This window comes from Gordonia sp. WA4-43 (assembly GCF_020520305.1).
Classification (GTDB): Bacteria; Actinomycetota; Actinomycetes; order Mycobacteriales; family Mycobacteriaceae; genus Gordonia; species Gordonia hongkongensis.
Window position 1 is genome coordinate 218,880 of record NZ_CP084736.1, and the last position, 12,977, is coordinate 231,856.

The following is a 12,977-nucleotide window of genomic DNA, read 5'->3' on the forward strand; positions in this document are numbered from 1 at the left end:
CCTTTTCTAGGCGCTACCGGGTGTCCGGACGGGGAGGATCACCCGTCGCCCGGCATGCTCGATCACCTCGACGGGGTGGTCGTAGGTGTGGCTGAGCAGGTCGACGGTCATCACCTCCGACGTCGGCCCGATCGCGAGCAGCCGGCCGTCCTTCATCACGGCCACCCGGTCGGCGTAGGCGGCCGCGAGGGTGAGGTCGTGCACCACCAGCAGCACGGCGTTCCCGGCATCGCGGTGGACGCGCAGGATGTCGAGGACCTGCTCCTGATGGTGGATGTCGAGTGCCGCGGTCGGCTCGTCGAGCATCATGACGGGGGTGTCCTGGGCGAGGGCACGACCCAGGGAGACGCGTGCCTGCTGGCCGCCGGAGAGTTGTCCGAACGGCCGGTCGGCGATGTCGCCGAGTTCGCACAGTGCCATCGCGTCGGCGATGACCGCTGGGGAGTTCGCCGCGCGCGGTGTCCGCAGCCACGGGTAGCGGCCCATCGCGACGACCTGGGCCACGGTGAAGGGGGTGTCCACCCGGTTCTGCTGGGTCACCAGCGAGCGGTGGCGGGCGAGTTCGCGCATCGAGGTCGTCGCGACGTCCCGGCCGTCGACCTCGATGTGACCGCGGTGCGGTGTGCGGGTACCCGACAGCGCCGACAGTAGCGTGGACTTTCCACACCCGTTGGGACCGACGAGGGCGACGAGTTCACCACGTGAGACGTCGAGGGTCACCTCGCGCACCACCTCGCGTCCGCCGAGAACGACCGAGACGTCTCGGGCGTGGATGCCCGGGGCCGTCGTCGCGGCGGTTTCGGTCGTCACCATCCGGCACCCGCGTGACGGCTGCGACGCAACAGGATGAAGAAGACCGGGCCACCGATCAGGGACGTGAACATGCCGAGCGGGAGGTCGGCGTCACCGAGCATCGTCCGGGCGGCGAGGTCGGCACCGGTGATGACCAGCGCTCCACCGATCACGCTGGTGGGTAACAGGATCGCGTGGCGCGGTCCGACGATGAGGCGCATCACGTGCGGCACGATGAGGCCGACGAAGGCGATGATCCCGGAGAAGGCGACCGCCGCGGCGGTCAGCACCGCGGTGAGCACGATCGCCTGCCGGCGGACGGCCTCCACGTTCACGCCGAGGGAGGCGGCCTGGATGTCGCCCAGCGCGAGCAGATCGAGCTTCGAGACCAGGAACAGGGAGGCCGCGACACCCACGACGACGAGCGGTGCGACGACCCAGATCTCGCTCCAGGTGCGTCCGGCGAGCGAGCCGAGCTGCCAGAAGATGATCTGCTCGCGGGCGGCGGTGGTGGCCACGAAGGTGAGGAACGCGATGATCCCGGCCGCGAACGCGTTGACCGCGATACCGGTGAGCACCAGCATGATCGCCGACGACGACCCGTCGCGAAGGGACAACACGTACACCGCCGCCGCGGTGATGAGGCCGAACACGAAGGCGGCCCCGGCGAGAGCCCAATTGCCCGCCGCGCCACCGGCTCCGGCGGTCCCGCCGGCGAGCACGATCATCAGACAGGCGCCGACCGCGGCGCCGGAGGAGACGCCGATGATCCCCGGTTCGGCCAGCGGGTTCGCCAGCACTCCCTGCAGGAGGCAACCCGCGGCGCCGAGCGCGGCTCCGACGAACAGTCCGAGCACGATGCGCGGGAAGCGCACATTCCACAGCGCGCCTTCGCCGTTCGGGTGGGAGGGGAGCGGTCCGAGATCGAGGTGGAAATGGTGGGCGAGGCTGCCGAGCACCTCGAGCGGCGGCACCGACACCTTTCCGGTGCCCGCGGACACGATGACGAGCACGACCAAGGCGACCAGCATCACCGCCACCACCGTGAGGTCACGGACCCGATGCGACGTGCCGGCCGGGGGAGCGACGACGGCCGACGGGGTAGTCGGCTCGGTCGCCGGGTCCGTCGTGGTCCGCGCTGGGTCGGTCATGCGTAGATCGACCTCGCCAGCGCACCCAGCACGAGTCCGACCTCGGGACCGAACGCCAGGATCTGACTCTCGTCCATCTGCACGACCCGTCCGTTGCGGCCGGCCTCGGTGTCGGCCACACCCGGCAGGGTCAGCACTCCCTCTGGTCCGCCGACGGTGGCCGCACCCTGGGTCATCACCAGGATGACGTCCGGGTCGGCCGTGATCATGGCCTCGGCGCTGATCGCGGTGAACGCGCCGGTGAGATCGGCTGCCGCGCCGGCATCCCGGCCGCCGAGCGCCTCGATGAGGTCGTCGGCACCCGATCCGGGCCCGGCCAGCAGCAGCAGGTTGCGTCCGCGGATGTAGAGGAAAGCGATGGTGGGATCCCCGGACGGGTCCGGGACCAGCTCGCGTGCGTCCTCGATCTGCGCAGCGGTCCGGGCGACGAGCTTCTCTCCAGCGTCGGCGACGCCGAGTGCGGCTGCGACCGAGCGGATCAGGGTGTCGTTCGACTCCAGATTGCGGGCGGCCGGGAACACGACGACCGCGACGCCGGAGTCGCGGATCTGGTCGACGGCGGCGGTGGGCACAGTGGACTCGCTGACGAGCAGGACGCTCGGGTCAAGGGCGAGAACGGATTCGGCGTTGAGGCTGTGTCCGCGGTTGGTCACCACCGGCAGCGATCTCGCCGAGGGGAAGGCGGTGGACGTGTCGCGCCCCACCACGTGGGACCCGAGTCCGAGGGCGTACACGATGTTGCCGAGGGTTCCGTTGATGTCCACGGCGATGATCCGGTCGGCATCGGCGACGGTCACGTCCCCGTACCGGAGCGAGTCGACGGTGGCGGGGAGTCGCGGGGTGGGGTTCTCGACGACGGGGGTGACGTCGGACTCCGCGAGCGTCGCAGTCTGCGGGCCGTCGCGCAGATGCGCGCCCGGCGAGTGCCGCTCCTGCTCGATCGGGGTGACGAAGCACGCCGACAGGCTCAGCACGGTCAGCACCATCACCAGCGCCGCCGGTAACCCCCTCGTCCGCACCGCACACCTCCATCGTCGACTCCGATGCCCTCCCATCGGCTCCTCCCGGCGAGCTTAGTGACGTTCGCCGCGGTGTCCGCCCACGGGCCTCGCCGCGACGGGCCGGGATAGTCTGGTCGCATGCCAGTTCGCAGTGCCCTCACGCCGGGGATCGTGTCGCCCATCCGGTCCGTGCCCGACTCCATCGAACGTCCCGAATACGTGTGGAAGCCGACGGTGAACGAGGGCCATGAGCCCTGGGTGCAGACCGCCGAGACGATCGAGAAGATGCGCATCGCGAGCAAGATCGCGGCCAACGCACTCGCCGAGGCGGGCAAGGCCGTCGCCCCGGGCGTGACCACCGACGAACTCGACGCGATCGCGCACGAGTACATGATCGACCACGGTGCCTACCCGTCGACCCTGGGCTACAAGGACTTTCCGAAGTCGTGCTGCACCTCGCTGAACGAGGTGATCTGCCACGGCATCCCGGATTCGACGGTGATCGAGGACGGGGACATCGTCAACATCGACGTCACCGCCTACATCCACGGCGTGCACGGCGACACCAACGCGACCTTCCTCGCCGGCGACGTGGACCAGGAGGCCGCCGATCTCGTCGAGCGGACGCGGATCGCGACCGAGCGGGCCATCAAGGCCGTGAAGCCGGGTCGCGAGCTGAATGTCATCGGTCGGGTCATCGAGTCCTACGCGAACAGGTTCGGCTATACGGTCGTGCGCGATTTCACCGGCCACGGCATCGGTGAGACCTTTCACAACGGACTGATCGTGCTGCATTACGACGAGCCGAATGTCGACACGGTCCTCGAACCCGGGATGGTCTTCACCATCGAGCCGATGATCAATCTCGGCGCACTGCCGTGGGAGATGTGGGACGACGGCTGGACCGTGGTGACCGCCGACCGCCGGTGGACCGCGCAGTTCGAGCACACCCTCGTCGTCACCGACGACGGCGCCGAGATCCTCACTGTGCCGGACAACTGACATCGGGCCCGACAACTGAGGTTCGGCCGACAGCCGAGACGTTCAGGCGGGGAAGCGGACGGGTTGCGGTTCGCTGCTCGTCGTGGTCGTCCCGTTGCCGAGCTGACCCTGGCCGTTGAGGCCCCAGCAGTACATCTCGTCGTCCGCGACCGCGCACACGTTCGCCGAACCGGTGGTGACCTCGGTGACCCCCGACAGTCCGTTGACGCGGTCGGGGCTCTTGTCCGGCTGATCGCTGCGCGAACCCCAGCAGTAGGCGGAGCTGCCCGCGGCGGCGCATCCGCCATAGGCCGCCGTGGACACCTCGGTGGCCCCGCGGACGTCGATGCGGGTCGGGGTCCGCCGGTTCTGCTCGGTACCGTCGCCGAGTTGGCCGCTGGTGTTCTGGCCCCAGCAGAACACGCCGCCGGAGCCGGCGACCGCACACGTCGAGTACAGGCTCGTGCTGATCGACGTGGGCGAGTCGAGTCCGAGGACCCGGGTCGGGGTGAGGCGGTCGAGTGTGGTGCCGTCGCCGATCTGGCCTTCCCGGTTGTTGCCCCAGCAGTACGCCGAACCGCCGGCGATGGCGCAACTCGTGGTGTGCGACGTGGACACGGCGGTCACGTCCGAGAGACCGGCGACGCGGGTGGGCACGTCCACCGACCCGGTACTGCCGTTGCCGACCTGGCCGCTCGCGTTGTTGCGCCAGCAGTAGGCGTCGCCGTCGCTGATCGCGCAGATCGTCAGCCCGACCGACACCGCCGACACCCGGGACAGGCCGGACACCTTCGTCGGCAGCGGCACGTTCTGCCCGGGCGGTCCGATCCCGTAACTCCAGCAGTAGAGGTCTCCGTAACTGATCGCGCAGGTCGTGCCGAGGCCGCCCATGCTGACCGCCGAGACGTCGGAGATGCCGGTGACCGGGACCGGGCGCGGGCGGTCGGTGGTCGTACCGTCGCCCAGCGTGCCCCGTTCGTTGTCGCCCCAGCAGTACAGCTCGGCCTCGCGCACCGCACACGTGCTGTCGCCGCTGGAAGCGATGGACTCGAACTCATCGCTGCCGGTGGAGGATCCGCCGGAACTGCTCGGCGCCGTCGTCGATGACCCGGCGACCGGCGCCGTCCCGGGATCGGATCCCGATCCGCTGAGGGCGATCGCGGCGCCGACGACACCGACGACGAGGACGACGACGCCGAGTACCGCGGCGACGATCCACGCGGTGCGTGAGCCCGTTCCCCGTGATCCCGGGCCGGGGCCGTGGGGTCCGCCGGGCCCGGTCACATATCCGGGCGGTGGGCCCGGCGGCGGTCCGCCGGGACCGTACGCCGGGAACGGTGGGTGACCGCCGGGTGGCTGAGCGCGGTGGGCCACCGGGTTCACCGGCGCCTGCTGGGTGGGCGGCGGTGGTGGTGAGAACGGACGGCCGGGTGCCTGCGCCGCGACGACGGAGGGCGCTGTCGACCCGATCTCGACCGCCCGGGCGAGCGCCGCGGCGAACTCGGAGCAGGACGCGAACCGGTCGGCGGGGTTCTTGGCGAGGGCGCGCGCGAACACGGCATCGACGTAGACGAGGTCGGGGCGGCGCTCGGAGATCCGCGGTGCGGGCGTGTTGACGTGGCCGGCGATCAGGGCCATCGGGGTCTGCCCGGGGTAGGGCTGCGATCCGGTGAGCAGCTGGAACGTCGTGCATGCGAGCGCGTACTGGTCCGACGCCGGGATCGCCGGTTCGCCGGTGAGGATCTCGGGTGCGGCGTAGGCGAGGGTGCCGACGAACAGGTTGGTCGCGGTCATCTTCGCGCCGTCCATCAGGCGGGCGATGCCGAAGTCGAGCACGGTGACCCGGGCGATCCGGCCGTCGGGGCCGCGGGCGACCACGATGTTCGCGGGTTTGATGTCGCGGTGGATGACGCGCCGGGTATGGGCATAGTCGAGCGCGTCGGCGACCTTGCCGACGACCGTCACCACGTCATCGACCGGCAGGGCCGACGCGGCGGCGAGGTCCTCGCCTTCGAGGTAGGACATCGAGAACCACGGGCTGCCGTTCTCCACGCCGTGGGTGTAGACCGTGACGATGCCGGGGTGATCGAGGGCCGCGGCGGTGCGGGCCTCGTTGCGGAACCGCTCGGCGAAACTGGGATCGGCGGGGTTCGGCGAGATGATCTTGAGGGCCTCGCGGCGGCCCAGGGTGGGGTGTTCGACGAGCCAGACCTGTCCCATGCCGCCTCGCCCGAGCATCGAGAGGACGCGATATCCGGCGAACACGGACCCGGGCTTCACGACCTCCACGTCCGATGACCCCCTCGACTCTGAACGACCGGCTGTCGACCTGTTCGTCCGGGTCACTGTATCCAGACCCGCACGACCGCGAGCGCAACGGTGGGACTTGTGAACGACGCCACCGTGGTCGCGGCCTCGGGTTCGGCCTCTAGTCTGTTCCGGGTGGACGGACTCGGTGGCGCATTGCTCGTGGGCGGTACCAGCAGCGATGCCGGGAAGAGCCTGATCGTCGCCGGGCTGTGCCGTGCGCTGCGGCGCACCGGTGTGCGGGTCGCACCGTTCAAGGCGCAGAACATGTCCAACAACTCGGTGGTCACCCTCGACGGCGGCGAGATCGGTCGTGCCCAGGCGTTGCAGGCGTTCGCCTGTGGCCTCGAACCCTCCACCAGGTTCAACCCGGTGCTGCTGAAACCGGGCAGTGACCGCCGCTCGCACGTGATCCTCCGCGGTCGGCCCGCCGGAGACGTCGGGGCCGCCGACTACCTGCACTGGCGGGCGCGGCTGCGTGCCGTCGTCGCCGACGAGTTGGCCGGTCTCCGACGCGACTTCGACGTGGTCCTCTGCGAAGGTGCGGGTTCGGTCGCCGAGATCAACCTGCGCGCCAACGACATCGCGAATCTCGGTCTCGCACAGGCGGCGGACCTCCCGGTGGTGCTGGTCACCGACATCGACCGCGGCGGGTCGCTGGCCCATCTGTTCGGTACCACCGCGGTCCTCGATGACGCCGATCAGCGGCTGATCGCGGGGTTCGTGGTCAACAAGTTCCGTGGTGACCCGTCGATCCTCGAGCCGGGACTGCAGCAGGTCGAGGCGATCACGGGACGACCGACGCTCGGGGTGGTGCCCTTCGCCGACGACCTGTGGCTCGACGCCGAGGACTCGCTCGCGGCGCCGGTCGGGCGGCGGGTCGGGCCACCGCGCTCGTTCACCGAATCCTCCGCGACCGGAGGACCCCGATTGCGGGTCGCCGCCATCCGCCTGCCGCGGATCTCCAATTCGACCGACGTCGAGGCGCTGGCCTGCGAACCCGGTGTCGACGTCACCTGGGTCGACGACCCGGCCGGGGTGGCGGCCGCCGACCTCGTCGTGCTGCCCGGCACCCGCGCCACCGTGACCGACCTCGAGTGGCTGCGGGCGCGCGGTCTGGGGGAGGCGCTCACCGAACGCGCGGCCCGCGGACGTCCGATCGTCGCCGTGTGCGGCGGATTCCAGATGCTGGGCCGCACCCTCGACGACCGGGTGGAATCCGGTCGCGGGCGGGTCCCCGGGCTGGGGTTGTTCGACCTCGACATCGAGTTCCACGCCGACAAGACCGTGCGGCAGGTGACCGGGACCGACGGCGAGGCGTCCGGCGTCGCGATCAGCGGCTACGAGATCCATCACGGCCGGGTGACCCGATCGGCCGAGAACACGTGGATCGTCGACGACCGGCACGGTCCGGAGGGCGCGGTGCGGGGGGCGGTCCGGGGTACCCACTGGCATGGACTACTGGCGTGCAACGACTTCCGGCGTCGACTTCTGGCCGACGTGGCGGCCGAGGCCGGGGTCCGTGGATTCCGCGTGGCGCCCGACACCGATGTCGACGCCGTACGTCGGCGACAGGTCGACGCGATGGCCGACCTCGTCACCGAGCACCTCGACCTCGACGCTGTCATGCGGCTGATCCGACAAGGGCCGCCGCGCCACCCCAAGGTCATCCGTCACCACCTCGAGGACTTGTAGACGCCGGGGTCGTGGAGACGGGTTATCGTGGGCGCCATGACTGAAGACCGCCCCATGATCGACGACCGACGTCAGGTGACCGTGGGCGGCCTCACCTTCGACGTCCGGATCGGGGGACCGGAGACCGGTCCGTGGGTTCTGCTGCTGCACGGGTTCCCGGTGAACGGGAGCTGCTACGACGACGTACTGCCGCGCCTGCACGAGTCGGGGCTGCGGACGCTGGTCATCGATCAGCGCGGGTACAGCCCCGGCGCGCGGCCGCCCGGGGTGGACGACTACCGGCTCACCCACCTCGTGTCCGATGTGATCGGGGTTCTCGACGCCCTCGGCATCGGCTACGCGATCCTCGTCGGGCACGACTGGGGCGGCATCGTCGCGTGGCATCTCGCCGGGAAGTACCCCGACCGGTTCACCGGTCTCGTCGTCGCCAGCACCGGGCATCCGTCGGCCATGCGCGACGCGCTCGTCGGTAGCGACCAGCGTGAACGTTCTTCGTACATCCTCGATTTCGTGGCCGACGGGGCCGAGGAGAGGCTGCTCGCCGACGACGCCGCCGAGCTGCGGGCGGTGGGGATCTCCGAGGACGAACTCGCCCCGCTGCGGGAACCGGGCGCCCTGACCGCGGCGCTGAACTGGTACCGCGCGAACTTCACCGGCGACATCAAGGCGACGATGGCGTGCCCGCCGGTCGAGATCCCGACCACGCTGCTGTGGAGCGACGCCGACACCGCCCTGGGTCGCGAACAGGCGCAGGGCAGCGGTCGGTACGTCTACGGCGACTTCCGCTACTGCGAACTCGCGGGCGTGGACCACTGGATTCCGCAGCGCGCGGCCCCGGCCCTCGCCAGCGAGATCGCCCTGCGCTCAACGATTTTCTGAGCTCGCGCGGAGGGCCTGGCCGTCAGATGTCCAGGCCGAGGATCGCGTTCTCCAGGACCTCGGGCATCGCCGGGTGGATCCAGTACTGCCCGCGGGCGAGTTCGTGTGCGGTCTGGCCGAAGTGCATCGCCTGGATGACCGGCTGGATGACCGTCGGTGCCTGCGGGCCGATGAGGTGTGCGCCCAGCAACCGGCCGGTGCCGCGTTCGGCGATCAGCTTGCAGAATCCGGTGGTGTCCTCCATCGCCCAGCCGTAGGCGACATCGCCGTAGGCCTGGACCTTGACGGCGATGTCGTGGCCGGCCTCGCGAGCCTCGTCCTCGGTGAGGCCCACCGCGGCGATCTGCGGGTGGGTGAACACGGCCGCCGGGACGTACCGGTGGTCGAAGGAGTCCAGATCGGTTGCGTCCCAGCCTTTCAGGAGATTGGCCTGCACCACCCGCTGTTCGTGGTTGGCGACGTGTTTGAGCTGGTACGGCGAGCTGACGTCGCCCAGCGTCCACACTCCGCGGGCGGCGGTGCGACCGTGCTGATCACAGCGCACGCGACCTTCGTCGTCGAGCTCGATGCCGACGGAGTCGAGGTTGAGCCGGTCGCCGTTCGGCTGCCGGCCGGTCGCGATCAGCAGGACGTCGGCCTCGAGTGTCGCGCCGTCGGAGAGCCCGACCCGCACACCGCCGTCGGGCAGGTCCTCGGCCTCGGTGATCGTGGTCTCCAGCCGCACGTCCCACTTCTCCCGGGCCACCTGGGTGAAGCGGTTGGAGATGTCGGCATCCTGCTTGCGGAGCAGACCCGGGCCGCGCGCGATGATCGACACATGTGAGCCCAGCGCGCCGAAGACGTGTGCGAATTCCGCTGCGATGTAACCGCTCCCGACGATGATCAGGCGTTCGGGCAGCTCGGGGAGACGCATGACGTCGTTGTTGGTGTAGTAGGTGACCCCCGAGTCGGCGACGATCTGGGGGATGACCGCGCGCGATCCGGCGGCGAGCACGACCTCGTCGGCGAGGACCGTGTCGCCGTCTCGGGTGACCAACCGGTACCGGCCGTCGTCGTCGCGCCCGTCGAATTCGACATGGGAGTCGTACACGGTGATGTTCTCGCACCGGTCGACCCGGTACTCCTTGCCGCCCTGCGACAGCGGGTCGATGCGGCCGAACACGCGCTCGACGATGCCGGGCCAGTCGACCGAGTCCACCTTCGAGTGCACGCCCAGGCGCGCACCGTGCGTGGCGATCTCGGCCACCTCGGAGGCGTAGACGAACATCTTGGTCGGGATGCACCCCACGTTGAGGCAGGTGCCGCCGTAGACGCCCTCCTCGAAGATCGCGAGGGTCTTGTCCGCGAAGCGGTCATCGGGAATGGCGTTGCCGCTGCCGGAGCCGATGATGGCCAGGTCGACGACCTGCGTGGCGGTCATAGGGGATTCTCGCTTTCGGTTGAGAGGACGGCGGACAGCCAGTGGTCGACCTCGCGATAGGCGTGCTCGCGGGCGTGTGCGACGGAGAGGAAGACGTCGTGCCGGGCGTCGGGGATGGGTACCGCGGTCACGCGGCCGCCGAGGCACCCGCTCCAGCGGGCGATGTGGGTGACGTCGAGGACGGCATCGGCATGATCGGTGGACGCCGAGTAGGTCCTGGCGAAATGCGTTTTGTCCGAACGTAACACGAGCGCGGGAACACCGACGTCGATGCCGCGGTGCAGGCGACGCTGACCGCTGCGCACCGCGTCGAGGAAACCGAAGGTGACCGGGAATCCGCCCAGCGGTTTCGCCGACAGGTCGTAGTTCCATTCACCGTGCGCGCTGTCGTGCAGGCTCTCGCCGTAGGCCTGCGAGAGTTCTTTCGGTATCACCCTGGTCGGCGCGACGGCGGCGATCGCCTTGACGAGCAGCGTGACCGGGAGGGTGCGCAGCACCGCGTCGCCCTGCAGATCGAACCAGGGCGAGTTGAGCAGGAGTCCGTTGACCGCCGCGTGCAGCGCCGGCTCGCGCTGTCGCAACCGGTCGAGCCAGAGTGCGGTGATGAGGCCGCCCGTCGAATGCCCGGCCACCACGACCCGGCAGTCGGGTCCCACCTCGTCGAGGATGATCCGCAGCGACGCGTTGAGCTCTTCGTCGTACATCGCGAGGTCGGTGGTGAAGTGCGGCGTGTGGTGCGATTGCCGCGATCGCCCGCATTTTCGCAGGTCGACGGCATAGAACGCGTACCCGCGGTCGACGAAGAAGTCGGCGAGCGGCTCGTGGAAGAAGTAGTCGGTGAAACCGTGGACGTAGAGCACGGCGCCGCGCGCGGGTGACGACTCGGCGCGTCGCACCAGGGTCGCGGTGATCGGCGATTCACCGTCGGGATCGGGGCCCAGGGGGAGCACGCGTTGCCGGTAGTCCTCGAGAAATCGGTCGGGCTGCCAGTCGGCGGCTGCGGATGCGCTCACGGCGACCAGCATAGTGACAGGTCACCGGCTGCCCGGATGTCGTGCAGCACACAGTTGCGAAGGTCGATTCTCGTGCTGGACGTGCCATGCTGGACAATGACGATCGACAAGGACCGGGTGAGAAGTGCCCGGTCGAGAAGTTGCCATCCGGGACGACGTGCCGCGACGAACACCGGTCACAGTGTCCCTCCAGGTGAAGTGGAGTCCAGGTGTCGAAAACGGTGATCACGACCGACGTCGCGTTGGTGGGTGCGGGAATCATGAGTGCGACCCTCGGAGCGCTGCTCCGACAGCTTCAGCCCGACTGGTCGATCAGCCTGTTCGAGCAGCTCGACGCCGCAGCCGCCGAGAGCAGCGACCCGTGGAACAACGCCGGCACCGGACACTCGGCACTCTGCGAGCTGAACTACACGCCGAAGACCGCCGACGGCGACGTCAACATCGACAAGGCGCTCACCATCAACGAGCAGTTCCAGGTGTCGCGCCAGTTCTGGGCCCACTCGGTCGACAACGGCATCCTCGGTGACCCGTCGGAGTTCATCAACCCCATCCCGCACGTCGCCTTCACCCACGGCGCCGAAGGCCAGAAGTACCTCCGCAAGCGCTACGACAATCTTGCGACCCAGACCCTGTTCGAGGGCATGGAGTTCATCGACGACCCGGCCGAGTTCACCGCGCGACTGCCGCTGATGTCGGAGGGACGCGACTTCGCCGACCCGGTCGCACTGAACTGGTTCGATCAGGGTACCGACGTCGATTTCGGCGCGCTCACCCAGCAGCTCCTCAACTACGTCGCCCAGGGCGCCGACATCTACTTCGGCCATTCGGTGACCAACCTGTCCAAGCAGTCCGACGGCAGCTGGATCGTGAAGGTCCGTAACGGCCGGACCGGGCAGAAGCTGTGCGTGCACGCGAAGTTCGTGTTCGTCGGTGCCGGCGGCGGTGCGCTGCACCTGCTGCAGAAGTCGGGCATCAAAGAAGCCAAGGGGTTCGGCGGGTTCCCGGTGTCCGGTGAGTTCTTCCGCTGCACCAACCCCGATCTCGTCGCGGAGCATCACGCGAAGGTCTACGGGCAGGCCGCCGTCGGCGCCCCGCCGATGTCGGTGCCGCACCTCGACACCCGCGTCATCAACCACAAGCCGGGCCTGCTGTTCGGCCCGTACGCCGGGTGGTCGCCGAAGTTCCTCAAGAGCGGCAAGATCACCGACCTGCCCGCCTCGATCAAGCCGGGCAACCTGCTCCCCATGGTGTCGATCGCGCCCAAGGAATTCGGGCTGCTCAAGTACCTCATCAGCGAGCTCGCCGCCGGGCCGGCCGACCGGGTGAAGACGCTGTCGGAATTCGTCCCCCGCGCGCTCGGCGCCGACTGGGAGCTCATCACCGCCGGACAGCGCGTGCAGGTCATCCGCAAGACCGGGGTGGGTGGTCAGCTCGAGTTCGGCACCGCGGTCGTCGCGGCCGGCGACGGCACCATCGCCGGGCTCCTCGGTGCGTCCCCCGGCGCGTCGACCGCCGTGCCGGCGATGATCTCGGTGCTCGAACAGTGCTTCCCGAAGGAGTACGCGGGCTGGTCGTCGAAGCTGACCGCGATCATCCCGTCCTTCGGTCAGAAGCTCAACGACAACCGCGACCTGTACCGCCAGGTGTGGGACTGGACGAACAAGACGCTGCAGCTGACCGACCGGAACGAGGTCCCCGCCGAGACCGGCCGGCTCGCGCCCGCCACCGCCGGCTGATC

The 12,977-nt window shown here is 69.4% G+C and carries 10 protein-coding genes; 4 read left to right on the forward strand and 6 right to left on the reverse strand.

From position 1 onward, the window contains the following. Positions 1–6: 6 nt before the first annotated feature. From LEL84_RS01010 to LEL84_RS01020, 3 genes are read right to left on the reverse strand one after another with little or no spacing between them, the layout of a single operon-like run. The gene (locus LEL84_RS01010; RefSeq protein WP_226513087.1) at positions 7–813 is read right to left on the reverse strand and encodes a heme ABC transporter ATP-binding protein; all 807 of its coding nucleotides are present in this window, start codon (positions 811–813) and stop codon (positions 7–9) included. Further along, the gene (locus LEL84_RS01015; RefSeq protein WP_226513088.1) at positions 807–1,943 is read right to left on the reverse strand and encodes a FecCD family ABC transporter permease; all 1,137 of its coding nucleotides are present in this window, start codon (positions 1,941–1,943) and stop codon (positions 807–809) included. Before LEL84_RS01015 ends, LEL84_RS01010 begins: the two co-directional genes overlap by 7 nt. Further along, entirely contained in the window at positions 1,940–2,962 is a 1,023-nt protein-coding gene (locus tag LEL84_RS01020) for a heme/hemin ABC transporter substrate-binding protein (protein WP_226513089.1), read from the reverse strand. The genes LEL84_RS01015 and LEL84_RS01020 overlap by 4 nt, the downstream gene beginning before the upstream one ends. Before the next feature lie 120 nt (positions 2,963–3,082). Between LEL84_RS01020 and map the strand changes: the two genes are divergently transcribed. Then, positions 3,083–3,946 carry a type I methionyl aminopeptidase gene (map, locus tag LEL84_RS01025; protein ID WP_058250111.1) on the forward strand — a complete coding sequence of 288 codons (864 nt, stop codon included), beginning with the start codon at positions 3,083–3,085 and terminating at the stop codon, positions 3,944–3,946. Between the two features lie 42 nt (positions 3,947–3,988). Here the strand turns inward: map and LEL84_RS01030 are convergent, their stop codons facing one another. Further along, positions 3,989–6,214, reverse strand: a complete 2,226-nt coding sequence (locus tag LEL84_RS01030) for a protein kinase domain-containing protein (RefSeq protein ID WP_413466925.1) — start codon at positions 6,212–6,214, stop codon at positions 3,989–3,991. 153 nt (positions 6,215–6,367) lie between these two features. Between LEL84_RS01030 and LEL84_RS01035 the strand changes: the two genes are divergently transcribed. Further along, complete coding sequence (locus LEL84_RS01035) at positions 6,368–7,927, forward strand: cobyric acid synthase (protein ID WP_226514213.1); 1,560 nt, start codon at positions 6,368–6,370, stop codon at positions 7,925–7,927. 75 nt (positions 7,928–8,002) lie between these two features. Beyond that, positions 8,003–8,806: an alpha/beta fold hydrolase gene (locus LEL84_RS01040; RefSeq protein ID WP_078112257.1), complete on the forward strand. Its 804-nt coding sequence runs from the start codon at positions 8,003–8,005 to the stop codon at positions 8,804–8,806. 22 nt (positions 8,807–8,828) lie between these two features. On the opposite strand, the gene mtr is transcribed toward LEL84_RS01040, so the two are convergent. Together mtr and LEL84_RS01050 are read right to left on the reverse strand one after the other, a co-directional pair. Next, on the reverse strand, positions 8,829–10,226 hold the full coding sequence (gene mtr / locus LEL84_RS01045; RefSeq protein WP_226513091.1) for a mycothione reductase: 1,398 nt from the start codon (positions 10,224–10,226) through the stop codon (positions 8,829–8,831). Beyond that, positions 10,223–11,251, reverse strand: coding sequence for an alpha/beta hydrolase (locus LEL84_RS01050; RefSeq protein WP_226513092.1), 1,029 nt, complete (start codon positions 11,249–11,251; stop codon positions 10,223–10,225). Before LEL84_RS01050 ends, mtr begins: the two co-directional genes overlap by 4 nt. 197 nt (positions 11,252–11,448) lie before the next feature. Between LEL84_RS01050 and mqo the strand changes: the two genes are divergently transcribed. Further along, complete coding sequence (gene mqo / locus LEL84_RS01055) at positions 11,449–12,975, forward strand: malate dehydrogenase (quinone) (RefSeq protein ID WP_226513093.1); 1,527 nt, start codon at positions 11,449–11,451, stop codon at positions 12,973–12,975. The last annotated feature ends 2 nt before the right edge of the window (positions 12,976–12,977 follow it).